We start from the raw sequence: 26,575 nt of genomic DNA, 5'->3' as shown, positions 1-26,575 counted from the left end.
CTTACGGACAAACAGAATTTCTACGGTGCAAGCTACCACCTTCAAAAGAAATAAAAAAAGAACTAGGTACACTGGAGTTACCTAGTTCTTCATTTTTGGATCGAGTGCATCACGTAATCCGTCACCAATCATATTAAACCCGAGTACTACAAGCATGATAGACAAACCTGGGAATAGTACAGTCCAAGGAGCACTCTGGATATATTGCCTTGCATCAGAGAGCATTCGCCCCCATTCAGGAGTAGGAGCTTGAGCACCTAAGCCTAAAAATCCAAGAGCAGCAGCTTCTAAAATAGCTGTACCAAATCCGAGAGTTGCTTGAACAATAATCGGGCCTATACTGTTTGGCAGTACATGGTGAAACAATATGCGGCCGTTTTTCATCCCTTGAGCCTTTGCAGCCATAATATACTCTTCTTGACTAATTGAGATAACCTTTGAACGAACAAGGCGTCCGAATATCGGAATGTTAATAATAGCAATCGCTATTAAAGCATTTTGTAGAGATGGTCCAAGAATAGCAACAATAGCAATGGCCAATAGAATACTAGGGAAGGCTAGCATGATATCAAAAATTCGTGAGATTAACATATCGACCCAACGGCGATAATAACCTGCAAGCACACCTAGCAAAGTTCCGAAAACAAGGGCTCCAGTTACTGCAAAAAAGCCGACCATTAATGATATTCTTGCCCCGTAAACAATACGTGTGAAGATATCTCTTCCTAAATCATCTGTGCCAAACCAATATTGAGATGACGGGGGCTGGAGCCGGTCAGCTGCATTCATTGACGAGTATGTATAACTCGTTAAAAATGGCGCAGTAATGGCTACGATAATAAAAGATAAAATGATAATAAAACCGATGATGGCAAGTTTATTCTTTCTAAGCTGCCAATATGCCTCTTTCCAAGGCGATACCGCTTCTTCATCTTTCACTTTTTCTGGATCTTGGTGTTCTGGACCTGGCATTGGTTGTTTTTTTGTTGGAACAGTTTCCATTTCGTTGCTCCTCCTTTCATCCCCAAATTAGTATTTAATACGAGGATCAATGTAGCTGTATAAAAGGTCCACGATTAAGTTGATGAAAACGAACATCGTTGCGATCACCAAAATACCAGATTGAATAACGGGATAATCACGGTTTCCGATAGCTTCAAACACATAACGTCCGATTCCAGGCCAGCTAAAGATCGTTTCTGTTAAAATTGCTCCGCCTAGAAGTGTTCCTGTTTGCAGGCCGACAACAGTAAGTACTGGAATGACGGCATTTTTAAAACCGTGCCGGTAAATAACAGCAACCGTTTTAGATCCTTTTGCTTCGATTGTACGGATGTAATCAGAACGTAGCACTTCTAGCATGCTTGAACGTGTCATCCTTGCGATAATTGCCATTGGGATCGTACCTAGTGCTATTCCTGGTAGAACTAAGTGCTTAAAGGATGTCCACCACTGGTCAGGTCGACCGTTCAAAACGGCATCTAGTAAATATAGATGGGTGATCGAATTGACTGGATCTCGTGGATTCTCTCTCCCAAATGCCGGTAGCCATCCAAGTTCCTGGGCGAAGATCCACTGTTGCATAAGCCCCAGCCAGAAAATAGGCATTGAAACTCCAATAAGTGCAATGAGCATGCTTGTATAATCAAACAAAGAATTTTGTTTCCAAGCACTGATGATTCCTGCATTCACACCTATAATGACAGCAAAAATCATAGCAAATATGGTTAATTCAATTGTTGCCGCTAAGTAAGGCCACATTTCTTCGGCGATCGCACTGTTTGTCCGAAGTGAGGTGCCTAAATCTCCTTGAATGAGGCCATACATATATTTTCCGTATTGAACGAAGTATGGTTCGTTTAATCCTAATCGTTCCTCTAAGTCGGCAATGGCCTGCGGAGATGCTTGCTCTCCTAAAATGGTCTGAGCAGGGTTACCTGGGATGAGGTGGACGATTGAAAAGGTGATTATGGACATTCCGATTAGTACAGGAATCAGCATGAGCAATCTTCGTATTGTATATGAAATCATATCCTTCACCTCTAGTTTCAATGAGGGTACATATTTTGATTATGCAATAAGCGAAAACTCAAAATATGAATAAAGAGGAGGGGCTGCTTACTGCACCCCCAGCTCTCTATTATTTCTACTCAGTCAAATATACGTTCTTTAGTGATTCACTTGTCGATGGGTGAGGAACATAGTCATGAACGCGCTCACTTCCAGCTAATGTTGGAATTGAGTGTACTAGTGGGATATGTGGCGCATCTTCATGAATTAAGCGTTGAGCTTCCATGTAAAGCTCTGCTCGAACATCATCATCAACATTTCGTTTTGCTTCATCAATTAATCGGTTTACTTCATCGTTAGAGTAATATTTACGGTTACCTCCAGGAATTGCATCACCGTGTAATAGGTTCGCTAAGAAGTAATCAGGGTCACCATTTACACCTGACCAGCCAAGCATAAAGAGGTCATGCTCTCCTTGTTCAGTTAGTTCAAGGTATGTCGCCCACTCATGTGTAACGATATTTGCTGTAACCCCAACCTCTGCTAAGTTTGCTTGCATAACTTCAGCTGCACGTTGTGGGTCTGGCATATATGGACGAGCAACCGGCATTGTCCATAGGTCAAGCTCTAACCCATCTTCAAAACCAGCTTCTGCAAGCATCTCCATTGCCTTTTCAGGGTTATACTCATAAGGGTCAATTTCATCGTTATAGCCTAAATAACCTGGTGGTACTGCGTTTTTCGCTGGTTCAGCCATTCCAGCATATAACACAGCGATTAATGATTCTTTATCGATTGCGTGGTTTAAGGCTTGACGCACTAATGGATCATCAAATGGTTCTTTTTCCACATGGAAACCAAGATAACCAATGTTATTTGTTGCACGTTCAAATACTTGTAATCCATCTTCAGCATTGATTATTTCAACATCGTCCGGGTTCAAACCATCCATAACATCGATCTGACCAGAACGTAAGGCTGTTAATCGTGCAGAGTTATCCGGAATTACTTGGAAGATGACTTGGTCAAGCTTTGGAAGTCCTTCTTGCCAATAATCATCGAATTTTTCTAAAACAATGCTATCGTCACGGTTCCAACTAACAAACTTAAACGGACCAGTTCCTACAGGGTTTTCATTAATTGTACTTCCGTATTCCTCAAATGCCGCAGGTGAAGTCATCGCGAAATAACTCATCCCCATGTTTTGTAGGAACGACCCTAAAGGCTCATTCAAAATAAATTCAACTTCGTGGTCATTAATGACATTAATTTCTTCAATCACGTGTCCGTCATCACCAGCGAATCCACCAAATTGCATGCCGTAAACACTGTACGTATAACCTTCATCTCCAAAGTTGTACTCATGGTTTGGATCAGCCCAACGTTCAAAGTTCACTTTTACAGCTTCAGCATTGAAGTCTGTTCCATCATGGAACTTAACACCTTCTCTTAAGTGGAAGACGAAACGAAGTCCATCGTCATCAACTTCCCAATCGTGAGCAAGACCAGGACCAATCTCAAATGAGTCCTCATCAAACTCAATTAATGTTTCATAAATTTGCTTTGTGACACGAGATGACTCTCCATCTGTAACACTTGCGTAGTCCAGGCTTACAGAGTCCCCGCCTCGAGCAAAGATTAGCGTCTGGTCACCAGAAGCTTCACTAGTAGCATCATCGGCACCATCATCAGCACCATCATCTACTGAACTATCGTCTTCTGTTTCTTCATCACTAGGATCCTCTGCATCAGCAGGTTCGTCGCTGTCTCCACCACAAGCTGCTAATGCAATGATTAGAACAAGAGATAACAGCAACATCCAAAGACTTTTCTTCATTTCTTTTCCCCCTTAAATTGTTTTCATATTTTAATAAACTTGTAGTTGTCAACTTTGCCCTTCATCGTTGTATAAATGACAAGCTACAAAGTGTTTATCCTTAACCTCTTGAAACTTAGGTCGTACTGATTTACAAATATCCATGACCTCAGGACATCTCGTATGAAATGCGCATCCTGCAGGTGGATTTGAAGGGCTGGGAACATCGCCTTCTAAAATCATTTGTTCTCTTTTAAAATCCGGGTCCGGATCTGGAATTGCTGATAAAAGCGATTTCGTATAAGGGTGTAGCGGGTTCTCGTATAGTTCCTCATTATCTGTTAACTCGACCAATCTACCTAAGTACATCACACCTATTCGGTGGCTAATATGCCTTACTACACTGAGGTCATGTGCGATAAAGATATATGTCAAACCAAACTTCTCTAGCAAGTCTTCCATTAAGTTTAGAATTTGCGATTGAATGGAAACATCTAAAGCAGAAACGGGTTCATCACAAATAATTAATTTTGGATTTACAATTAATGCTCGTGCAATACCGATTCTTTGCCGTTGACCGCCACTAAATTGATGGGGGTAACGCTTGGCGTGTTCTTTTGTTAAGCCAACAACCTCTAAAATTTCGTGTACTTTTTTCAAGCGCTCTTTTGCATCACCAATACCGTGGACTATTAAGGGTTCACTAAGTATTTTCTCAACTTTATGTCTTGGGTTTAAGGAAGCGTATGGATCTTGGAAAATGATTTGCATATCCCGTCTCATTTTTCGCATCTCTTCTTCAGTTAGCTCAGTAATATCACTGCCGTTATAAACAACTTCACCTTCGGTAGGTTCTAAAAGTCTTAATAACGTTTTTCCTGTTGTAGACTTTCCGCATCCCGACTCCCCTACAATTCCTAATACTTCTTTTTCATATACATCAAATGAAACGTCATCAACGGCTTTTACTTCTCCAACTTTTTTTGAGAAAATACCGCCGGTAACATCGAAATATTTCTTTAAATGTTTTACTTCTAATAGCGGTTTAGACATGAGTAACCTCCTCTTCCTGTGCATAGAGGAAGCAGCGACACTGATGACCATTTGATAATTGTAAAAGCTCAGGATCTTCCTTCCAACAGCGATCAAATACTTCCCCACACCTAGCGGCAAAACGGCAACCTTGTTTAATCGAGCCAGGTTTAGGCACATTGCCAGGGATAGAATATAATCTTTTTTCTCGTTTACTCATCTTTGGTAATGAACGAATGAGTCCTTTTGTGTATGGATGTTTGGGATTTTTCAGGATCGTTCGAACATCGCCTTCTTCAACGACTTTTCCTGCATACATAACCACAACTCGATTACACATTTCAGCTACAACACCGAGGTCATGGGTAATGAGCATGATTGCTGTTCCTTTTTCTTTATTAAGCTTTTTCATCAGAGCAAGGATCTGTGCTTGAATGGTAACATCAAGTGCTGTCGTTGGTTCATCAGCAATAAGAACTTCAGGGTCACATGCCATAGCAATGGCTATCATGACGCGTTGGCGCATTCCACCAGACAATTGATGAGGATATTCATCAACGATTTCCTCAGATCTTGGAATACCTACAAGTTTAAGCAAATCTATTGCCTTTTGACGCGCTTCTTTTTTTGATAGTTTATAATGATTTTTCAATGCTTCAATGATTTGAAAGCCGATCGTATATAAGGGATCTAAAGACGTCATAGGCTCTTGAAAAATCATCGCAATTTGATTTCCGCGAATGCTTCTCATTCTCTTTTTACTTATATGAACGAGGTCTTCTTCTTTTGCCTTGGCAGCTTGTTTTTGCCGAAAAAGAATTTCCCCTCCAACAATTTTCCCTGGAGGGCTAGGAACAAGCCCCATGACTGATAAAGATGTAACGCTCTTTCCACACCCAGATTCACCAACAATACCTAAAACTTCTCCATCGTGAATCTCGAAGCTGATATTATCCACTGCGGGAACCTCACCTCGATCGGTGAAAAAGTGGGTTTCTAAATTGCGGACTTCTAAAACGGGCTTAGACATTTCCTTATCACTCCATCTTTTATATATATGTAAAAAAATAATAGTGAAAATCTATCATGACAAGAGTGTATATACTGTTGTTAAAAAGCTTTGTTAATTAATACATGATGTTTTGCTTTTCTTCATAGGTGTGAAAAACGTACGAGGATGTAAATCTCAGAAGTAGTGTGAATCTCTATAGATGTTTGGAAAAAGATATGTTTGTTTTTTATTCATATAGTGTTTTATCGTCATTTCAAATCTTTTATAGGAAATCGAAATGGATGGGTTATATAGTAAAATACTATACTAACCGCAATTAATCAACAAAAGATTATAAATTTTAAGAAAACTTAGACAAGGAAAGTGAACTTGCTAAACATTTTATTAAGAAATTGAATTTTTAGAAGGCCTTTTATTAAAATCTGCTTTAATTCCAACATTACTTCTTCATTTTTTTATTAGGAATGGAAACTCAATCCTTTATTTAGTGTGAAAAATCCAATTGTGAATATTTTGAAAGTATGATTGACATTTGATTGACGTCGAATGCCTCTTTTTATAGAATTTGAATATGGTGAATAGAATTTAATTAATCTGAAGGGTGTAGAAAATGGAACATCAAATAAACTATGAGGTATCTCCCGTTATAGAATTGTTATCAAGTATGCATAGGATTGGGGCGTATGATGCGATAACTAAGGGTGAAAGGCATCTTCATCATTCATCAAGTGAAGTGGATGCTTGGGTGAAAAAAACGAAAGAGAGTATGCCTGAAGAACTGTTTCATGAATTACTTATTTTCTTCAATCGTGAAAATTCTTTGGGTCTTACGTTGGTGCCTTGTGTAATAACGCAGGATGGGCGTCAAGATATCCATTCTTTTATAAGTATGTTGTATCAGATGAGTTTGAGTGAGTTGTTTTATTATTTTACTCATGCAGGCACTAACGAACTAGAGGAAGTTTCTGATTATAATGACCCACAACAAGTGGTACGTTTTTTGGAAAAACTAAATTTACCAGAACGTGAAAAATGGAAATTGAGTTATTTAATTTTCGGTGGTGAAAAAACGAAGAAGCGATTTATTCAACTGGTAGAAAGATTTTATTATCAATATTTCCAGCCGTTTGAAAAGGAAGTTGTAGAGACTCAAGAAAGATTAATTGATGAATTAAAGAGTGCTAACCAAATAGGGGAACCTTCTTATTTAAAAGAAATATTACCTGATTCTGAGTGTGGAGGAGGTTCAGATAAGCCCTTGTTTATTTTCGCCTCCAATTTTATAGACACTGAATACTTAGTTTTTAAATCAGTAGTACCTTCAGTGACGACTCTGATTATTGGTACGAGATATATGGAAGCACTATTTAAAAGTAAAGTAGAAAAAGACGTATTAAATACTATTCGTATCATGGCTGATGTGCGGCGTTATAACATTCTTATTACTTTAAAGGGGCAGCCTCGGTATGGAGATGAACTTGCAAAGGAATTAGGTGTGTCAAATTCGACGATGTCTCATCATCTCAGTTCGCTTGTATCACAAAGACTAATTAAATCAATAAGAAGAGAGAATAGAGTCTACTATGAATTAAACAAGGAAGAAGTTCAAAGTGTACTAAGAGGGTTTAAAAGGTTGTTAGCGGAGTAGTCCTATTTGTGATTGTCGATTCCATAAAACAAATATTGTTCGATATATATGGAATTTATATTTCGATTATCATGATATAACCAAGCGATTAAGCAGAGTACATTCTTGGGAAAGGAAAGAATCAACCATTGTTGTTATAATGTAAGAAATATCGTCTTTACGAAGAGGAGGGTTTTTGTGAAAGAAATAAAGCTGTCTCCTTTAGGGGACGGAGCTGTTCGAATAGAGTTTGAACAAACCGTCTCTTTACAAGTCAATGAACGTGTTCAAGCTTTAGCAAGGTCTATTCAAATTTCACCTTTTCAAGGTTTTATAGAATTAGTTCCTGCATACACAACAGTGACGGTTTACTATGATCCTTTAAGAATAAATTATGAAAAGGTCGTAAATGAACTACGTAGTCGAATAAAAACGTGTGGCGATTCATTCACTAATAAACAACGGGTCATTACAATTCCGGTGTTATATGGGGGGGACGCTGGACCTGATTTAAGTAGAGTTGCTGATGTTCATGGATTATCGGTAGATGAAGTCATCAAACAACATTCACATCCGACCTACTATGTGTATATGTTAGGTTTTTCTCCTGGATTTCCTTATTTAGGTGGACTGTCTAACACACTTGCGACACCAAGAAGAGATGAACCGAGAGCCAAGGTTAAAGCTGGTTCTATTGGTATTGCAGGAAAACAAACAGGAATATATTCAGTAACAAGCCCGGGTGGGTGGCAAATTATTGGCCATACCCCAGTAAAGTTATTCGACACTACAAGTGACCCTCTTTTCTTGATCGAAGCAGGTGATAAAATTAAATTTATACCGATTGAAGAAGAAAGGTATAAAGAAATTCTGGCTGAAGTAAAAGATGGTACCTATAAACCTGAAATAACCATAAAAGAAGGGAGGAGTTCTTAATTGAAACATGTGATTGATTTAAATTGTGATCTTGGTGAAAGCTTTGGTCATTATAAGTTAGGTGAAGATGAACAAGTGTTAAATGACATTACATCTGCAAATATTGCATGTGGTTTTCATGCAGGAGATTATAATGTGATGCACCGAACGGTTAAACTCGCATTGGAAAAAGAGGTTGCAATTGGAGCTCACCCAGGACTTCCTGACTTAGCCGGATTCGGACGACGCTATATGGAATTCTCTCCCCAAGAAGTATTTAATATGGTTGTATATCAAATGAATGCATTAAATGGATTTACAAGCCTATATGGAGTTCCTATACACCATATAAAGCCTCATGGAGCTCTATATAATATTGCCGCCAGTAATTATTCAATCGCTGAAGCGGTCGCCAAAGCTGTTATAAAAACAGATAAACAGTTAATTTTATACGGATTAGCTAATAGTGAACTCATTAAGGCTGGGAAGGAAGTAGGGTTAAAGACTGCTGAAGAAGTTTTCGCCGATCGTACTTACAAGGAAGATGGAACACTAACTCCGAGAACGAAAGAAAATGCACTCATTCATGACACCGATCAAGCGGTTGCTCAAGTGTTACAAATGGTAAAACAGGGAACAGTCACTTCAACAAATGGCACAGAGGTGGCGATTCAAGCAGACACATTATGTGTGCATGGAGATAGTCCTCAAGCTCTTCAGTTTGTGAAGACGATTCGCGAGCTTTTTAAGAATGAAGGAATTGAAGCTAAAGCGATAGGTAATTATTAATGAAAGCATTTGATGTAATAGAGCCTGGACTACATACGACTATTCAAGATAGGGGTAGATATGGCTACCAACAATATGGTGTAGGACCTTCAGGAGCAATGGATGAAGATGCGCTTGTTCTTGGAAACTTATTAGTGAAAAATCGTCGTGATGCTGCTGCTCTAGAGATGATCATGATTGGTCCTAGCTTGAGAGCCGAGCACGATTTTCTTATTGCCATTACTGGAGCAAATATCATGCCCACTATTGATGGAAATACGATTCCAATGTGGTCAACCGTTTTGATAAAAAAGGGACAAACACTACGTTTCGGAAAGCCAGTCGCTGGAGCAAGAGCTTACTTAACTGTCGCAGGCGGATTTGATGGAGATGAGATTATGGGAAGCAAGTCAACCTATATCCCTGGCCAATTTGGAGGGAAGGAAGGGCGAATTTTGGAAGCCGGGGATAAGCTAACGGTGCGAGAAAGTTCTCATAAGCACCACGTAAGGAACGTTCGTCTGCACAGCACTCTCATCCCTACATATGAATCACATCAGACGGTGCGTGTTATAGAAGGTCCCCAAGAAGAGATGTTTACAGAAGAAGCTAAAGAGGCGTTTTATCGTGTACAATATAAAATAACGCCACAATCGAATCGAATGGGGTATCGTTTAGAAGGAAAACAGCTATCACATATCGAAGAAAGTGGGATCATTACTGACGCTGTTGTAAAAGGTTCTGTTCAAGTGCCAGGGAATGGACAGCCAATTGTTCTCATGGCAGATCGGCAAACGACTGGCGGATATCCAAAGATTGCTACGATTATCTCGGTTGATTTATGGAAGATCGCTCAACTGTTACCTGGACAAACAATATCTTTTCAAAAAACAACCGTCAAAAGCGCTCATGAATTACTTCGTGAGCGAGAAAACAAATGGAAACAAATTGAAATCTTACATGGAAAATAATCGAGGAGGATGGAAACATGGAGAAAAAAATTGTACAAACAAATGAAGCGCCTAGCGCAATTGGCCCGTACTCACAAGCGGTCATTTCAGGAGATTTAGTGTATTCATCAGGACAACTCGGGCTAGACCCAGAAACAGGGGAAATGCGAGAAGGTCTTGAAGCACAAACGAAACAAGTATTTGCAAATGTGCGTGCTGTTTTAGAAGCAGCAGGTGTGACAATGAATGATGTCATTAAAGTAATGGTCTTTATGAAAGATATGAACGACTTTGCACAAGTGAATGAATGGTATGCAGAGCAATTCGAGGAACCTTATCCAGCCAGAAGTGCTGTTGAGGTTGCTCGTCTACCGAAGGATGCATTAGTAGAAGTAGAAGTAATCGCAAGAAAAGCATAATACTGGTTTGGATGATGCAAATGCTGCTTCGCTTTCCACGGGCACGGCACGGGCTTTTCAAAACTCACCACGTTTGTTGGAGCCACTGAAAAATTCATTATGTCCGTTCAAAAATTCCTTCGCTTTCCGCGGGCAATGCCTCAGCTAAACAGGGCTATAGCCCTGTTGGATCTTCGCCTATTGCTTTTCCCGCTGGAGTCTTCGGATTTTTGACGGACATCCTTTTATCAAATATTTTTCAATGGCCTCAGTTCGTTTAAGGTGATTGTTTATGTTCTAAAGTAAAGGTCGTCAATGTTCATTAACAGAAACTAACCATTTCACATCAAAAAGGGATCAAGCAAACATGAGCTTGATCCCTTACCTACTTTTATGATTAGACTATGTTAATTTTCATTGTTGATTTTCAAAATAACGAGACGCCTGCGACGAGCATCAGCTTCACGAATAAGCTTCGAGTTGTCTCGACGGATACGGCTTCAAAGCATAGCTTGTAGAGGAAGAGACAGGAAGCTCCCCAATTAGCTGAAGCCTTGCCCGCGGCAAAGAAGACACCGTGAAAGCAAACGAAGTGAAGCTTGAACGGATGTCGCACTTGTGCCTAGAGGTGCAAGCGAATTTGAAAATCAACAATAGCTTTTAATTAAAAAATCATATGTGCAATTAACGTAATGATTGGTAACGTAATAATTGTACGTTCAATGAAAATAATTAGTAAGTCTTTAAAGCTAATAGGAATTTTTGAACCTAACAGAACCCCCCCAACTTCAGACAAGTAAATGAGCTGTGTAACAGAGACACAAGCAATAATAAACCTTGTCATTTCACTTTCAATACCAGATGCAAAAATGGCAGGTAAGAACATGTCAGCAAAACCGACGACTAATGTCTCAGCAGCAGCAGTAGCTTCAGGGACTTGCATTAGTTGTAGGATCGGTACAAACGGTGCACCAAGCCATGTAAAGATTGGAGTGAACTCAGCAATAATGACTGCGATTGTACCGAAAGCCATAACGATTGGTGCAACCCCGACTAGCATATCTAATACGTTTTTTGATCCATCTTTAAAGAAATCAACAACACTCGTATTTTTATCCGCTCGTTCTTTCGCCTTTTTAAATCCCCAACTGATTGATGTATACCCACTAGGCACCGACTCGTCAAGCTGACCATCTTTGCCGTGAATGTATTCCATTTTTTTACGAGAAAGCGGTGGAATTCTCGGCATAATAACCGCCGCGATAAAACCGGATATAAATACTGTTAAATAAAAGGGCACAAACATATGCTCAAGGCCAACTTCAAAAATGACAACGAGAGAAAACGTAATCGATACGACAGAGAACGTTGTACCAATAACTGCAGCTTCTCGCTTCGTGTAATAGCCTTCTTCATACTGTTTATTTGTAAGAAGTACCCCGATTGTTCCGTCACCTAACCAAGAGGTTAAGGAGTCAATCGAAGAGCGACCAGGTAATGTAAATAAAGGACGCATTAGCTTTGTCAATAAGGAGCCGAAAAACTCTAATAAACCGAAGTTTAAAAGTAGCGGTAAAAAGAGTCCAGCAAACAAAAATACAGCAAATAAAGTAGGAAGAAGACTGTTAAGTAAAAGCCCCCCCGTATAATCATCATGTACCCATTCAGGTCCAATTTGATAAAGCGTCATAAATGCTAATATAGCCGCAGTAATACGTGTAATAAACCAAAAAGGGTGAATGTCAAACAACGCTTTAAAAAATGTACTGTTTTCCATACCTTTTGGTCGGATTGTTTTCTGGACGATGACTCCAATAACGCTAATTAAAATAATATAAGTCATAATTGCAGGTAATGCAGTGCTTAGAAGGTCTTGTAATCCTCCAGAAAGAATTGCGACAGGAATTGTAATTCCTTCTTCTGTTGGGATGGGCATCATGAATAACCCGATACCTAGTAGGGAAGGAATGATAAACTTCCATAATGCCGATGAACTTATTTGTTCGTTATATTTTGAATCCATTATTATCACCTATTCTAAATAATTATTCACAGTCTGTTATTTTAATGCATGTAAACGCAATGATCAAGTATAATATTCGTTTCTTTAATGAAAAATATCCGTATTTTAACGAAAATAGTTGAATTGACTTGTATAAATTCGCATAAATAATCGTTCTATAATCAAAAAATGATTTATATTTTTATGTATATTAAGGTTCATTGTCCATTTCAGGATAAAAAAAGCTGACACATTAGGTCTCACTTGTGTCAGCTTTCTTTGATAATACTATCTGGTTAAACTGCCCATTCACCTTGACGGAATACTGGTTCAGTCGTGCCATCTTCTTTTACACCATCAATATCCATCTCAGCCGAGCCGATCATGAAGTCGACGTGTGTAAGGCTCTGGTTTAAACCAACCTTTTCTAATTCTTCTTTGGACAATTTTGTTGCACCTTCTACGCAAAATGTGTATGCACTTCCTAATGCAATATGGTTTGATGCATTCTCATCGTATAGCGTGTTGTAGAAAAGGATACCGGATTGAGAAATTGGTGAGCTATGTGGAACTAATGCTACTTCCCCTAAGAATTTCGCACCTTCATCGGTATCAAGCAAATGCTTTAACGTATCTTCGCCAACTTCTGCTTTATAATCGACGACTTTTCCGTTCTCAAACGTTAATGTAAAGTTATCGATTAAGTTACCACCGTAGTTTAGTGGCTTTGTGTTTGTCACATAACCGTTTACACCTTCTTTTTTCGGTGCAGTAAAGACTTCTTCTGTTGGCATATTGGCAACGAAATGAACGCCATCTTCATTTTTGCCTCCGCCACCTTTCCAAATGTGGCCTTCAGGAAGTTCGATTGTTAAATCTGTTCCTGGTGCGCGGTAATGAAGTTGTTTATATTTTTTCTCATTTAAAAATTGTGCTTTCGTTTGTAACGTTTGATCATGCTCTTTCCAAGCAGCAACCGGATCAGCTGTGTTTACACGAACCGCATCAAACATTGCTTCCCAAAGCTTTTCTTCTTGTTCTTCTTCTGAAGCTTCAGGGAATACTTTTGCTGCCCAAGCCTTTGATGGTGCTGCGACGACGAGCCAGCTCAACTTGTCTGACTGTATGTATTTACGGAACGTATCCATTGCTTGGCCTGCTGTTTTATTTGCTGTTGCGATACGTTCTGGGTCGATACCTTTTAATAAATCTGGATCAGTTGACTTGACCGTCATAAAAGCTGCTCCATCTTCCGCCATCTCTTCAAACCCTTTAGCTTTCCAAGTCGGGTATTCCTTAAAAGCATCGAATGGTGCCTTATCAAATTTCATACGTGTTAATTCATCATCATTCCACTCAACGTGAACATTTTTTGCTCCTGTATCATACGCTTTTTCTGCAATTTTTCTTACAAGATCAGCAGAAGTAACGGGGGCAGACACGACTAATGTTTGTCCTTTTTGAATGTTTACACCGATCTTCACTGCTAATTCTGCGTATTTTTCTAATTTCTGTTCAAATTGTCCCATGTACATCTCCCTTTTTTATGTAGTCATCATATTACATTGTATCAGCTTCCAGAGAATTATGAAACTTTCGGGATAGCTATGTACGGCATGGTTGTAAGCGATTACAAACGAGTGGGTTAAAAATGATTAAAATGTGGGAAGATGATCTTATAAATCTATAAAAAAATGTAATTGTGAAACAATTATTGTTGCATGATCGTTCAATTTCGTAGAATAGATTAGATACGATTTCCTATATTTTGAAAAAGTGAAAGGGATGGCACATATGAAAGCTTTTGTCCGTGACCATATGTTTATGATCATGTGTCTTGTTATCATTTGGCTTAAGACGTTTGTTGTTTCTATTACAACATTTCAATTAACGATAAACCAGTTTATCGAAGGAGTCACTTTTGCACTAAACCCATTAGCATTTTTGCTCGTGATTTTTAGTATCGGGTTATTAATGATACCGAGTGTTCAGCGAAAATACTACTTTATCGTAAGTTTATTATTAACAGTTGTATTATATTCGAACGCTGTTTATTATAGAGAGTTTAGTGATATTATTACACTTCCGATGCTTGTAATGAGTGCGAACATGGGAGATTTAAGTACTAGTATTGTAGAGTTGGTCCAGTGGTATGATGTGTTTTTCTTCCTCGATTTGACCTTAGTCGTGTTTTTCCTTCTAAAAAAGCCTGAATTCTTAACCGTTCATCAAGCACCATTTAAACAAAGTAAGCATAAATATGCGATTATTGCAGTTGTTGCTTTAACCATTGTAGGGACAAGTCAAGCTGATCGTATTGGAGGTTCAGAAAACCGAGCTCACTCCTTTAATAGGGATCATCTCGTTCAATCGATTGGATTATACAACTTTTATGTTTATGATGCTTTTGTACACTTATCGACGAGTACACAGACTGTATTTGCAAATGAAAATGATTGGGTGTCAATAGAAGAGCATTTAGACCTTTATCGGGTCGGATCAAATGATAAATATTTTGGAGCTGCACAAGATATGAACGTTGTCGTGGTCTCCATGGAGTCTGTTGAAAGCTTTGTCATTGGAGAAGAGGTTAATGGAGAAGAGATTACACCGTTTTTAAATGAGCTCATTGATGACAGCTTCTATTTCGAAAACTTCTATTATCAGACGGGGCAAGGGAAAACATCAGATGCAGAGTTTTTAATTAATAACTCTCTTTATCCTCTAGGGCGAGGAGCTGTGTTTCATACACATGATGAAAATGAATATGATGCATTGCCTAAAACGTTGAGAGACAATAGCTATTACACAGCTTCATTTCATGCCAATGATGAAACGTTCTACAATCGCGATGTGATGTATAACAATTTAGGGTATGACGAGTACTTCGCGTTTGATGACTACGAAATAAATCATGAGAATACGGTTGGCTGGGGAATGAAAGATATTGATTGGATTGAGCAATCAATGAAATATGTCGAGGAACTGCCTGAACCTTTTTATGGGACATTTTTAACCCTAACCAACCATTTTCCATATGAGTTAGATGAACAAGACCACTTTATTGAGCCCTTTGATTCAGAAAGTGAAATTGTGAATCGATATTTTCCAACAGTTCGTTATACAGATGAAGCAATGAAAGTGCTAGTCGATGAGTTAAAAGAGGCCGATCTCTATGAAAATACAATTCTCGTCATGTATGGTGATCATTACGGAATTGCAGAAAGCCACTATGATGAATTAAGCAAATTTTTAGGAGAAGATATAGGCCCTTATGAATCTGTCAAACTAGAACGTGTACCTCTCATTATTCATGTGCCAGGAGTGGAAGGGGAGACTTTCGATACGGTGTCAGGTCAGGTCGATGTAATGCCAACCTTAATGAATTTACTAGGTATTCCAGCAGATGAACATGTCATGTTTGGATCAGATTTATTAAATGAAAACCGCGATGACTTTGCAGTTTTGCGTAACGGTACAGTGATTACCGATGAAGTGATTTATACTTCAGAAACATGTTATGAAAATAAAACCGGAGACGCAATTTCAATGGACCATTGCATTCAAGCAAGAGATAGAGGAGAATGGGAGCTTTTTTACTCAGATAAAATTATATATGGAGATTTATTGAGGTTTAAATAGAAATAAGCTGTCTCTTAAGTCCAACTATGTTGGTGGTGGAGGCAGCTTTGTTTTAAATTATTTTCTTCGGGTATATACCAACTTTAAAGGTTTACGACACCACTGTTAGAAAAATTAGAAAAATCAGTTTAATAATTAGTCACATTGTGGTATATTATTTAACTATATATAAATATGTACTTATAAAGGAGGTGAAAGAAAATGTATGGGCTGGCAGGACCGTTTACAGATAAATATTTTAGGTATCTCGTTAGTTGGCTATTGTTTGGTTTGTTTGGGACGATCTACCTCAGTCAATGGGGAGTTATTTATGGTTTGTTCAGCTTAGTTGCTGCACTAACTTTGTCGCTTGGAATAGATTTTATTATTTCTATTATCGTGAAATGGAAAGTAAAAGCTATTGTTAAAGAAGAACCGACTCTTATTGTTGATGCGGTAAGACATAGCTTAGAAAGAAGAGGTTATTTAGTAGTCACAAAAAACTATTGTTTATTTGTCCCTTTGTTTGCTAAAGTCAAAACAATTTTAGAACTGGAAAACGTCGTCAGGTATCAATTTGATGGACGGATGGTTGAGTTAATTGCAAAGTTCCCAAATAGATATCGAACGTTTGCATTCTCGATTATATCTTCGAAAAAACTTTCTGATGAATTAGAAAAAAGAACGGAGCAGTCTGTTCCATATCAATTTGAAAGTCGTAAAGTACAAAGTTAGTCTTTCAAACCTCATTTGAACCCTTCAAGTTATGATCATGCTTTTGATGTAACCATCTTGAATCGTTACTGCAAATCCTTCCAACCGCTCTATAGCGTTTAACTTACATGATTGCTCCACATTGAATGTATCAGGTACTTTGTATGCTAATAGGTAGATCATAAAAGGCTGCCAACTTCTTATGATTCCTTATTCTATTGTAAAGGAAAAAAAGAATTGGCAGCCTTATATTGTAATATGTCATTTGTTCAATTGTCTAAAGGATATGTCCAAAAACGTTCTGTAGTAAGTCTGTCCATAACCGTTTCTTCTTTATCTGAAAAACGTTGTTTCATACCTTCAATAACTCCAGCTGTTTGTGATTCATGAGCTGCAATGACTTTTAATTTTTGTTCTGCATGCTGAGCGATTTCGTTGATAATATCTGGAGGTCCGATCACATCTTCGCATCCTTCTGAGAATGCAATGGTATGAACGGTTGGGCGCTCTTGTTTTGGTAGACGCTGGACGGCTTGAATCACAGCTGCTCCAGTAGCATCATGATCAGGGTGTACGGCATAACCTGGATAAAACGTAATGATTAATGATGGATTTGTCTCATGAATTAAATCTGAAAAGCGTTGGATTAAGACTTCTTGGTCCATAAACTCAACTGTTTTATCACGTAAGCCAAACATTCTTAAATCATCAATGCCGAGTAAACGGCAAGCATTTTGTAGTTCAGATTTACGGATCTCAGGTAACGTTTCTCGGTTTGCAATAAGCGGTCGGCCCATATTTCTTCCCATCTCACCGAGCGTTAAACAGGCATATGTTACAGGAGTTCCTTTTGTTGTATGTGATAAAATCGTTCCAGCAACTCCGAAAGCTTCATCATCTGGATGGGGGAAAACGACGAGCACATGTCGCTCCATTCAATCACTTCCTTCATTAGACTTAATAACAGGTGTCTTTATTTCTTGGCTTTGTTAAAGTTGGTTGCCCCTTCCTCAACTAGCAATGCATAGTAGTGAATGCGTCGGGGCAGCTCGAAGCTGTTCGAAGAAGTGTTGCTTGTTGTTGATTTTGTGATCCGCTCTCGGTGGACGCTTTCACCTCTAGGCACAAGTGCGACAACCGTTCATGCTTCACTTCGTTTGCATTCACGGTGTCTTCTTTGCCGCAGGCACGGCTTCAGCTCACCTTGGAAGTTCCTGTCTCTTCCTCTACAAGCAATGCTTTGAAGTGCATCCGTCGAGACAACTCGCAGCTTATTCATGATGCTACGCTCGTCGCTGGAGTCGCCACCTTCGCTTCTCACAAATGAAACAATTGTAAAATAATACTGCATATCAACACTGAACTTTAACAGAGCCTATTTCTTAAAAGGGATTTCACTAAGTTCGAGGGCAATCGCTAATTTGCCGTCGGCATCATGGCCAGCAAAAAGTAACCGTCCTTCTTTATCGACTTCTATGTCTGTCAATCCTTCAGCATAAAGCCAGCCGTTCTCTGTTTCAAGACCAATACGGTAAGGGCCATCTCCTTTAATCTTTCCTTGTATAAATGACAGCTGAACGTTTCGGATAAATGCACCAGCTGAAAAAAAGGACTGGTCACGATGGGAGGCGTATGCCCCGTTTGTTGTTTCTAAATGAATATATAATTTTCTCCCTGCTAAAGCTGTAAGTTTTTCTTGAGCTTGTTGCGGATCAATTGGTTTCATAAATGGATGACCTCCTGACACATTAAAACAACTTCTACGTTCAATCATACTAAAAATAACGAGTTATGTCTCAAAACTTGCTAGTCAAATGCGAGACAACTCCTTCTTTAACTTACGAGCAACTTCTTGCATCCCATAAATCCCAGCCTCTTGTTCAGCTTGGGGGTTGTAATTCGTATTTGTGTTCACGTCATACGTATACGTGTTTCCGTTTGCGTCAGTAATATGCTCGATTCCGGCAAAATAAATGCCTTCAGCTTGCAAAAACTGTTCGTATTTTTGAATTAATGGGGAGTTAAAGTCTTTTAGAATTTCAAATTTTGGCCGCATAGTCTCTGGAGATGTGCCATCAGTTGGGCAAAACTGATCGCCAATTTCACATGCTTCCGCAGGGCAAAGTTCGAATCCTTCTGACGTATCAACTCTTACAGCATACATGAATTTCCCTCCAACAAATTCACAGCGTGTAATGGTTTGTTCTGGAGAATAAATGTATTCTTGTAAAAGCATCACACCGTCCACAGATGGCACTAATTGTCCAGTCTCAACAAATTGTTGTAGTGCTTCGACTGATTGGAATTGGTGAACCCCTAATCCTTTACCCGCGCGATTATGTTTCGTAATAAACGGCTTTGGAAACGACTCGGCTGCTTGAAGTAACTGGTCTGTTCCAACGACAGCAGTTGTTTTAGGAATAGTGATGTCATGCTTTTTTAATGCCTCATATTGTGCAACTTTACTCAGTTCAAGCCCTAATGCATTTCGACCATTTAAAACTTTTCTGCCGTGTGCCTCAAGCCATGTTAACATCGCATGTGTAAGCTCGGGAGCATAACGGTGGCCTCTCGAGTGAGAGGAAGCACTCATTCGATTATAAAAAACACCATGTGGTGGAATATCATCTAAGGGAACGATACCTTCATGCAAATGCCAGTTTTCATAAGGCACCCCTTCATTTTCTAACGCTGAAAATAATGGAGCACACCATTCTTCATTTTCGTGAATTACGTAAACTTTAGCCATCATTTAACCGCCTTTCATATATATCCGACAAAATTAATCGGCATTGTTTCTTTTATTGTAACAGTAAATAACAAAAGCACAAGATAACGAAAGTTTGTATTTGTTTTGAAAGTAGATGCTAGTCGCTGGAGTCTCTTAGCCTACTTTTACTATTTATACCATGTATCATTTGTTTGGGAAGCACTTGTTGCTTCTTCCTCTACTAGCTTTTGCTACGTAGCTGGATGCGTCGGCGCAGCTCTCAGTGGTTCGACGAAGCTGTGTTTGTTGCTTCGCTTTCCACGGGCAATGCCTCAGCTAAATATGACTATCGTCATATTGGATCTTCGGCTATTGCTTATCCCGTTGGAGTCTCGCAACTTGCTCCCAAACGTACCTATATAAATTTAATGCCATTTTCATGTGCCATGGTGCGAAAATAGCTTCGCATGATGTCTACATGAACATCGTTTTTTATTTGAATGAGTTTCAAAAATCCGAGCCTTTGAGGCTCAACGGTTTTATGACATGAAAAAAGAAGTACCTTCCCAATGATCGAATTTATTAATTGAAAAGCAATCAATTTGAACGGAGGAAGACTCATATATACGAATGAACAAGATAATAGATGCTAGAAGCAGTAGAAATATACGTAGACTGTCTCTTCCTCTACTAGCTTTGCTCTGATGTTTTATCCGTAGAGACAAATCGATGCACCTCGGAGAAGTAACCCTCTTTCCTGCGGGAACAGCACCGAGCATTACTTCTTCGAACTGCTTCGAGCTGCGACGAGTAACCGCAGGAGCAACGAGGTGAAGATCCACTTTGGAAAGAAATGTGTACTCTTTCCAAAGTTAGCTGAAGCCGTGCCCGCGGAAAGCGAAGTGTATTTCTACTGCTTTCAAAAATAGAAGGTGTACAAATTTAAAAAATCAAAAAACACATTCTGAGACTGTCATCATTTTTAAGAAAATGAATTAAGAAATGGATTCATTTAGATCAAGGTATGAATAATAAAAAAGAGAAACATGAATATACAAGCTAAGATTGTTCTTTCCTTCACAAATACGTATAATAAGAAATTAATTATGTTTACTAGTGGATTTTACATAAGGAGTGAGTAAGGGTTGCAAAAAGGAGTTATTAGTTTAGGTGAAGCTTTAATCGATTTTATTCCTCTTGATAATCAAAATGAGACATTTCAAAAGAGTCCAGGAGGTGCCCCTGCAAATGTTGCTGTTGGACTAGCAAGATTAGGAGCAAAAAGCAGCTTTTTAGGAAAAGTCGGTGACGATGTTTTAGGAACGTTTTTAAAGGAAACGTTGCAAAGCTATGGGGTAAATACAGATCATATGCACTTTACGAAAGACGTGCGAACAGGTGTCGTTTTCGTCACATTAGGTGAAGGTGGAGAAAGAAGCTTCGAATTTTATATTGATCCGAGTGCCGATCGCTTTTTGGGTGAAGCAGAAATAACTGAGGATTTATTTACAGATCATCAGTTATTACATTTCGGTTCGATTAGTTTAATTAGTGAGCCATCGAAGTCTGCGACGAAAAAAGCTGTCCAATTAGCAAAAGAAAATGGACTGCTCGTTTCATATGACCCTAATTTAAGGCTAGGCTTATGGGAAAATGAAGACGTAGCACGTGAAAACATCGTTTCTATGTTAAATAAAGCGGATATATTAAAAATATCAGAAGAAGAATTAGAGTTTATAACTGGTGAGAAGAATATAGAAGCCGGTGTTGAAAAGTTAAAGGATAATCATATTTCAATAATTCTTGTCACATTAGGTGCAGAAGGAAGTTATGTATTTTTACATGGCAAAGAATCTGTACATGTACCACCGATGAAGGTTGATGCGGTTGATACAACAGGAGCAGGGGATGCTTTTGTATCCGGTATGTTATATCAATTACATTTATTAGACAAGCCTCTATCTGAACTATCAAGTGATGAAGCTGCTCAACTCGCTCGTTTTGCATCGGTATCAGGTGGATTAGCTGCATCTACAAAAGGAGCAATGACTGCTCTTCCGACTTTAGAGGAAGTAGAACGAATTCTTCGTAATAGATAAGTGTTTAAAGGAGTTCTAAGTGATGACTGAAAAAGAGAGAGAGTTACAAAGGAAGGCAATGGAAGAAATCAAAAAGCATGAAGATACGGTAAAGAGTGATCCTTTTCGTTTGACGTATCATTTAATGCCGCCTGTTGGACTTCTAAATGATCCCAATGGTTGGATAAAATGGAATGGCACATACCATATGTTTTTCCAATGGAACCCGTTTAAAACCGCTCACGGGGCGAAATTTTGGGGGCACTATACGTCAACCGACCTCGTTCATTGGAAAGAAGAGCCCATCGCTCTTGCACCGAGTGAATGGTATGAAAAAAATGGTTGCTATTCAGGAAGTGCCGTAGATCATGAAGGTACACTTAAACTGATTTATACTGGGAATGTAAAAGGTGAGCAAGGTGAACGCGAATCATACCAATGTATTGCTACGTCAACAGACGGTGTCACCTTTACAAAAGAAGGCCCTGTTATTGATACGTTACCTGAAGGGTATACTGCTCATTTCCGCGATCCAAAAGTATGGCATGACGGAAATGAATGGCTTCTAGTTATCGGTGCTCAAACAGAAGACGAAAAAGGACTTGTATTGTTGTACCGTTCTCAAGATATGAAAACGTGGGAATTTGCGGGACCAGTAGCTGGAGCTGGTATTGGCTCGATTGATGAATTTGGCTACATGTGGGAATGCCCTGACCTTTTTCATTTAGAAGGAAAAGACGTCTTAGTCGTGTCACCGCAAGGACTCGAACCTGAAGGGATGAAGTATCATAATACGTATCAAGCTGGTTATTTAATCGGTGAGTTAGACAGTAAGACACCAATCTTCCATCATGGATTATTTGAAGAACTGGATCGAGGGTTTGAATTTTATGCTCCACAAACGACAGAAGATGATCAAGGGCGAAGAATTCTTGTAGGCTGGATGGGAGTGCCCGATCAAGATGAACATTTGCACCCGACAAGAGAAAATGAATGGATTCATAGTTTGACACTCCCACGTGAACTGCATATTCGCGCGGATCGAGTGATTCAAAAGCCCGTTGAAGAACTAAAGGCATTACGAAAAAATGAAGTCTCTCATCGAAACGTTGTCGTCAATAAAGATGAAACGGCATATGAAGGTGTTTTCGGCAAATCACTGGAATTACAATTGTCAAATTTCGAGAATCTTGAAGGGACGTTTGAAGTGTCTCTAAGAGGTAGTGCTAGAATGGTTTATGACACCGAAGCACAAGTGTTTACGTTTGAGCGAATTAGTTTTGCGACGAGGCTTGTGGAAAAAAGACAGTGTCATTTAGAATCATTAAATTCGGTACGCACCTATGTCGATTCTTCCTCAGTAGAAATTTTTATTAATGATGGACAAGAGGTATTTACATCACGCTTTTTCCCTTCACCTGAAAATGAAGAAATAACATTTAGAGCTTCAACAGATACAACAGTTACAATTCAGAAATGGGATATGAAACAAGTTACAGAATAAAAGATGACAAAACTTCTGCTTTGTAAAAAGGCAGGAGTTTTTCATTTGATGAGGAATGTTTACGAATAGAGGAGTTGAGAGAAGTGAGGCAGACGATGCAGGAGGGGATTTCATGTATGTAAAAAAGCTCAAGGAAAGATTAGAACCACATGCTAATAAAGAAAATGCACGACCTATGGAAAAATATATGAAAAATCACTTTCCGTTTTTAGGGATTAAATCTCCTGAATTAAAGCAGCATTTGAAAGCATTCTTTCATGAAACGGGTATTTTAAAAGAAAAGGAAATCAAGATAGAAGTCATTGAAGAATTATGGAACCTACCGGAAAGAGAGTATCAATATGCGGCACTAAATATCCTTTATCGAAAGAGAAAGCTATTACATGACAATCATGTTCCACTTCTTCAGACACTCGTCACGACAAAATCTTGGTGGGATACAGTCGATACGATTGCCTCAAATATTATTGGATCGTTATTTCTTAAAGAAAGTGAACTCAATGACATGTATGTTCCATTATGGTCAAGTCACGAAAACTTGTGGCTTAGACGAACGGCCATTTTGTATCAATTAAAATATAAAGAACAAACAGATGCGAAACGACTCTTTCAAGTTATTCAGTTAAATAGTCATTCTGACGAGTTTTTTATCCAAAAAGCAATTGGCTGGGCATTGCGGGAGTATTCAAAAACCGCCCCTGAAACCGTCGAATCTTTTATTGAAAAAGAACAGTTATCAAAATTAAGTGTACGTGAGGGATTGAAGCATATAAAACGTGAGAATATAAAAAGTTGCAAGTAAACAAGACAAATCACCAGTAATATTACGCGAACCATCTCCTTGGACAACCGTTGTCTTTAACAATCCGTCTTATTGCGTGTTAAAATATAGAAAAAAATAAAGCAAGAAGGTGGACATCATTGTCAGTATTAACAAACGATTGGGCAGAACAACTTGAAGAGGAATTTAATAAACCTTACTACCAAAAGCTGCGTGAGTTTTTGAAGACTGAATACGAAAAAAAGACGATTTATCCAGGCATGAACGATATTTTTCACGCATTACTTACGACATCCTACGAAAATACGAAAGCGGTCATTTTAGGCCAGGATCCTTATCACGGAGCAAACCAAGCACACGGCTTAAGTTTCTCGGTAAAGCCAGGTGTCAAAACGCCACCATCACTAAAGAATATTTATAAAGAATTGCAACAAGATTTAGGGTGTCCGATTCCAAGCCATGGTTATTTACAAAAATGGGCGGAAGAAGGTGTACTCCTTCTTAATACAGTCCTTACAGTTCAAGAAGGTGAACCTAACTCCCATAAAGGAAAAGGCTGGGAATTATTTACTGATCAAGTGATTCGGTCATTAAATGAACGGGAAAAACCAGTCGTTTTTATCCTCTGGGGAAAACACGCTCAACAAAAAGAGAAGTTGATTACGAACGACCGACATTACATAATCAAGTCCCCACACCCGAGCCCATTTTCAGCAAATCGAGGTTTTTTTGGAAGTAGACCATTTTCAACAACGAATGTATTTTTACGAGAGATCGGTTCAAAAGAAATCGATTGGTCATTACCGACCGAAATTACAACAAATCAAGCAGCAGAGGAGTGTAGCGAATGACAAAACATATTCATTCGACTGTAACGTTAAATAATGGGGTTGAGATGCCTTGGTTAGGTCTTGGTGTTTACAAAGCCGATGGTGGAAACGAAGTAGAGGAAGCTGTAAAAGAAGCTTTAAAGATAGGCTATCGAAGCATTGATACAGCAGCGTTTTATTATAATGAACAAGGTGTAGGAGAAGCGATTCGCCAATCCGGAGTTCCTCGAGAAGAGATATTTGTTACGACAAAAGTATGGAATGACGATCAAGGGTATGAAGAAACATTAAAAGCATTTGAAGAAAGTCGTCAAAAGCTCGGGCTAGATGTGATTGACCTATACTTAGTTCACTGGCCTGTCAAAGGAAAGTATAAAGAGACTTGGAGAGCAATGGAAAAGCTCTACAAAGAAGGGAAAGTTCGAGCAATTGGTGTTAGTAATTTTAACATTCATCATTTAGAAGACTTGTTAAGAGATGCAAACGTCGTCCCAGTAGTTAACCAAGTTGAATATCATCCACTACTAACTCAAGAAGAACTTCATGACTACTGTAAAAAGCATAATATCCAACTAGAGGCGTGGAGTCCGCTTACACGAGGTAGAATGTTTGGTGCCCCAGTTTTAGTTGAGCTCGGTAACAAATATGGCAAATCAGAAGCACAAATCATTTTACGTTGGGATTTACAAAATGAAGTTGTGACCATTCCAAAGTCGGTAACACCTGCTAGAATTAAGGAGAATGCTAATATCTTTGATTTTGCATTAAGTGATGAAGATATAGAAAAATTGAATGCATGCAATGAAAATAAACGGTTTGGACCAGATCCAGACGAATTTGTCTAATAGTGATAGGGGGAAAAGAGATGAACAAAGAAAAGGTCATAGGATTTATCGGTACGGGTGTGATGGGAAAAAGTATGGCAAGTCACCTTCTAAAAGGGGGATATACAGTAAATGTATATAATCGTACAAAATCAAAAACAGATGAACTTGTTAAAGAAGGAGCTGTATGGTGCAGGACGGTGAAGGAACTTGCTACAAACTCTGATATCATTATCACGATTGTTGGTTATCCAAAGGACGTTGAAGCCGTTTATTTAAGTGAAGATGGTATTATTAATCATGCAAAACAAGGAACTCACCTTATCGATATGACAACGTCCACACCAACGCTTGCTAAACAGATAGACAAAACAGCGAAAGAAAAAGGAATGTTTGCCTTTGATGCCCCGGTATCGGGCGGTGATATAGGAGCAAAAGAGGCAAAGCTGGCTATTATGGTGGGCGGGGATGAAGAGGCATTTCAACATATTCTTCCGATCCTTACACTCATGGGAACAAATATCCAACATCAAGGCGAAGCTGGAGCTGGACAATACACGAAGATGGCTAATCAAATTGCGATAGCTAGTAATATGATGGGTGTTAGTGAAGCAATGGTTTACGCTAAAGAAGCAGGTCTTGACCAAGAAAAAGTACTTAAAAGCATTGAAACAGGTGCAGCAGGTAGCTTTTCATTAAGTAAATTAGCACCGAGGATGATTAAAGGAGACTTTGAACCTGGCTTTTATATTAAGCACTTTATTAAAGATATGAAGATTGCGATTGATTCCGCAGATGAGATGGGTATACAAACCCCTGGGTTAAAACTAGCGAAGCAGTTATATGAAGAGCTAGTAGAAAAAGGGGAAGAAAATGCAGGAACACAAGCTCTTTATAAATATTATATGAAATAATTGTCAAAAGCGATCAGTATATTACCTTTAGCCTATGAATGATTCAACTGGATGAGAGGATAGGACGTT

At 38.8% G+C, this 26,575-nt stretch carries 23 protein-coding genes; 13 read left to right on the top strand and 10 right to left on the bottom strand.

Annotated elements, in window-relative coordinates:
* Positions 1 to 81: 81 nt before the first annotated feature.
* The 5 genes from nikC to LGQ02_RS20415 form a co-directional block, all read right to left on the bottom strand.
* Positions 82 to 972 carry a nickel transporter permease gene (gene nikC, locus LGQ02_RS20435; RefSeq protein ID WP_226518393.1) on the bottom strand — a complete coding sequence of 297 codons (891 nt, stop codon included), beginning with the start codon at positions 970 to 972 and terminating at the stop codon, positions 82 to 84.
* Positions 973 to 1,029: 57 nt separating this feature from the next.
* Positions 1,030 to 2,031, bottom strand: coding sequence for an ABC transporter permease (locus LGQ02_RS20430; RefSeq protein WP_226516117.1), 1,002 nt, complete (start codon positions 2,029 to 2,031; stop codon positions 1,030 to 1,032).
* A gap of 115 nt (positions 2,032 to 2,146) precedes the next feature.
* Entirely contained in the window at positions 2,147 to 3,847 is a 1,701-nt protein-coding gene (locus LGQ02_RS20425; protein WP_226516116.1) for an ABC transporter substrate-binding protein, read from the bottom strand.
* Positions 3,848 to 3,895: 48 nt separating this feature from the next.
* Positions 3,896 to 4,879 carry an ABC transporter ATP-binding protein gene (locus LGQ02_RS20420; protein WP_226516115.1) on the bottom strand — a complete coding sequence of 328 codons (984 nt, stop codon included), beginning with the start codon at positions 4,877 to 4,879 and terminating at the stop codon, positions 3,896 to 3,898.
* Complete coding sequence (locus tag LGQ02_RS20415; RefSeq protein WP_226516114.1) at positions 4,872 to 5,888, bottom strand: ABC transporter ATP-binding protein; 1,017 nt, start codon at positions 5,886 to 5,888, stop codon at positions 4,872 to 4,874. The genes LGQ02_RS20420 and LGQ02_RS20415 overlap by 8 nt, the downstream gene beginning before the upstream one ends.
* Before the next feature lie 592 nt (positions 5,889 to 6,480).
* Here LGQ02_RS20415 and LGQ02_RS20410 point away from each other — a divergent pair.
* The 5 genes from LGQ02_RS20410 to LGQ02_RS20390 all read left to right on the top strand — a co-directional run bounded on the left by LGQ02_RS20410 (position 6,481) and on the right by LGQ02_RS20390 (position 10,549).
* On the top strand, positions 6,481 to 7,518 hold the full coding sequence (locus LGQ02_RS20410) for an ArsR/SmtB family transcription factor (protein WP_226516113.1): 1,038 nt from the start codon (positions 6,481 to 6,483) through the stop codon (positions 7,516 to 7,518).
* Between the two features lie 177 nt (positions 7,519 to 7,695).
* Positions 7,696 to 8,433, top strand: coding sequence for a 5-oxoprolinase subunit PxpB (pxpB, locus tag LGQ02_RS20405; RefSeq protein WP_226516112.1), 738 nt, complete (start codon positions 7,696 to 7,698; stop codon positions 8,431 to 8,433).
* Complete coding sequence (locus LGQ02_RS20400; protein ID WP_226516111.1) at positions 8,434 to 9,201, top strand: LamB/YcsF family protein; 768 nt, start codon at positions 8,434 to 8,436, stop codon at positions 9,199 to 9,201.
* A complete protein-coding gene (locus tag LGQ02_RS20395; RefSeq protein WP_226516110.1) occupies positions 9,201 to 10,151 on the top strand; it encodes a 5-oxoprolinase subunit C family protein in 951 nt (316 codons plus the stop codon). The genes LGQ02_RS20400 and LGQ02_RS20395 overlap by 1 nt, the downstream gene beginning before the upstream one ends.
* Before the next feature lie 17 nt (positions 10,152 to 10,168).
* Positions 10,169 to 10,549 (top strand): RidA family protein, encoded by a 381-nt coding sequence (locus tag LGQ02_RS20390; RefSeq protein ID WP_226516109.1) that lies wholly within the window; start codon positions 10,169 to 10,171, stop codon positions 10,547 to 10,549.
* Between the two features lie 643 nt (positions 10,550 to 11,192).
* Here LGQ02_RS20390 and LGQ02_RS20385 read toward each other — a convergent pair.
* Both LGQ02_RS20385 and LGQ02_RS20380 read right to left on the bottom strand, forming a co-directional pair.
* A complete protein-coding gene (locus tag LGQ02_RS20385; RefSeq protein WP_226516108.1) occupies positions 11,193 to 12,551 on the bottom strand; it encodes a YjiH family protein in 1,359 nt (452 codons plus the stop codon).
* A gap of 275 nt (positions 12,552 to 12,826) precedes the next feature.
* Positions 12,827 to 14,059, bottom strand: a complete 1,233-nt coding sequence (locus tag LGQ02_RS20380) for an aminopeptidase (RefSeq protein ID WP_226516107.1) — start codon at positions 14,057 to 14,059, stop codon at positions 12,827 to 12,829.
* A 265-nt stretch (positions 14,060 to 14,324) separates the two neighbouring features.
* Here LGQ02_RS20380 and LGQ02_RS20375 point away from each other — a divergent pair, with 265 nt between their 5' ends.
* Together LGQ02_RS20375 and LGQ02_RS20370 are read left to right on the top strand one after the other, a co-directional pair.
* Complete coding sequence (locus LGQ02_RS20375) at positions 14,325 to 16,172, top strand: LTA synthase family protein (RefSeq protein WP_226516106.1); 1,848 nt, start codon at positions 14,325 to 14,327, stop codon at positions 16,170 to 16,172.
* A 201-nt stretch (positions 16,173 to 16,373) separates the two neighbouring features.
* A complete protein-coding gene (locus LGQ02_RS20370) occupies positions 16,374 to 16,886 on the top strand; it encodes a hypothetical protein (protein ID WP_226516105.1) in 513 nt (170 codons plus the stop codon).
* A gap of 248 nt (positions 16,887 to 17,134) precedes the next feature.
* Here the strand turns inward: LGQ02_RS20370 and bshB2 are convergent, their stop codons facing one another.
* From bshB2 to LGQ02_RS20355, 3 genes are all read right to left on the bottom strand, one after another.
* Positions 17,135 to 17,800 carry a bacillithiol biosynthesis deacetylase BshB2 gene (bshB2, locus tag LGQ02_RS20365; protein WP_226516104.1) on the bottom strand — a complete coding sequence of 222 codons (666 nt, stop codon included), beginning with the start codon at positions 17,798 to 17,800 and terminating at the stop codon, positions 17,135 to 17,137.
* A 440-nt stretch (positions 17,801 to 18,240) separates the two neighbouring features.
* The gene (locus LGQ02_RS20360) at positions 18,241 to 18,591 is read right to left on the bottom strand and encodes a YojF family protein (RefSeq protein ID WP_226516103.1); all 351 of its coding nucleotides are present in this window, start codon (positions 18,589 to 18,591) and stop codon (positions 18,241 to 18,243) included.
* A gap of 84 nt (positions 18,592 to 18,675) precedes the next feature.
* Positions 18,676 to 19,614, bottom strand: a complete 939-nt coding sequence (locus LGQ02_RS20355) for an ATP-grasp domain-containing protein (RefSeq protein WP_226518392.1) — start codon at positions 19,612 to 19,614, stop codon at positions 18,676 to 18,678.
* 1,106 nt (positions 19,615 to 20,720) lie between these two features.
* Here LGQ02_RS20355 and LGQ02_RS20350 point away from each other — a divergent pair.
* The 6 genes from LGQ02_RS20350 to LGQ02_RS20325 all read left to right on the top strand — a co-directional run bounded on the left by LGQ02_RS20350 (position 20,721) and on the right by LGQ02_RS20325 (position 26,506).
* Positions 20,721 to 21,674, top strand: coding sequence for a carbohydrate kinase family protein (locus LGQ02_RS20350; RefSeq protein ID WP_226516102.1), 954 nt, complete (start codon positions 20,721 to 20,723; stop codon positions 21,672 to 21,674).
* A gap of 22 nt (positions 21,675 to 21,696) precedes the next feature.
* On the top strand, positions 21,697 to 23,157 hold the full coding sequence (locus LGQ02_RS20345) for a glycoside hydrolase family 32 protein (RefSeq protein ID WP_226516101.1): 1,461 nt from the start codon (positions 21,697 to 21,699) through the stop codon (positions 23,155 to 23,157).
* A gap of 112 nt (positions 23,158 to 23,269) precedes the next feature.
* Positions 23,270 to 23,959, top strand: a complete 690-nt coding sequence (locus tag LGQ02_RS20340; RefSeq protein WP_226516100.1) for a DNA alkylation repair protein — start codon at positions 23,270 to 23,272, stop codon at positions 23,957 to 23,959.
* Between the two features lie 119 nt (positions 23,960 to 24,078).
* A complete protein-coding gene (locus tag LGQ02_RS20335) occupies positions 24,079 to 24,789 on the top strand; it encodes a uracil-DNA glycosylase (RefSeq protein ID WP_226516099.1) in 711 nt (236 codons plus the stop codon).
* The gene (locus LGQ02_RS20330) at positions 24,786 to 25,613 is read left to right on the top strand and encodes an aldo/keto reductase (RefSeq protein ID WP_226516098.1); all 828 of its coding nucleotides are present in this window, start codon (positions 24,786 to 24,788) and stop codon (positions 25,611 to 25,613) included. The genes LGQ02_RS20335 and LGQ02_RS20330 overlap by 4 nt, the downstream gene beginning before the upstream one ends.
* Positions 25,614 to 25,633: 20 nt before the next feature.
* Entirely contained in the window at positions 25,634 to 26,506 is an 873-nt protein-coding gene (locus tag LGQ02_RS20325) for an NAD(P)-dependent oxidoreductase (protein WP_226516097.1), read from the top strand.
* Positions 26,507 to 26,575: the final 69 nt, after the last annotated feature.

This window comes from Bacillus shivajii, assembly GCF_020519665.1.
Lineage (GTDB): Bacteria > Bacillota > Bacilli > Bacillales > Salisediminibacteriaceae > Bacillus_CA > Bacillus_CA shivajii.
The sequence above is the reverse complement of the archived record's forward strand: the minus strand, read 5'-3'. Positions and strand labels throughout refer to the sequence as shown.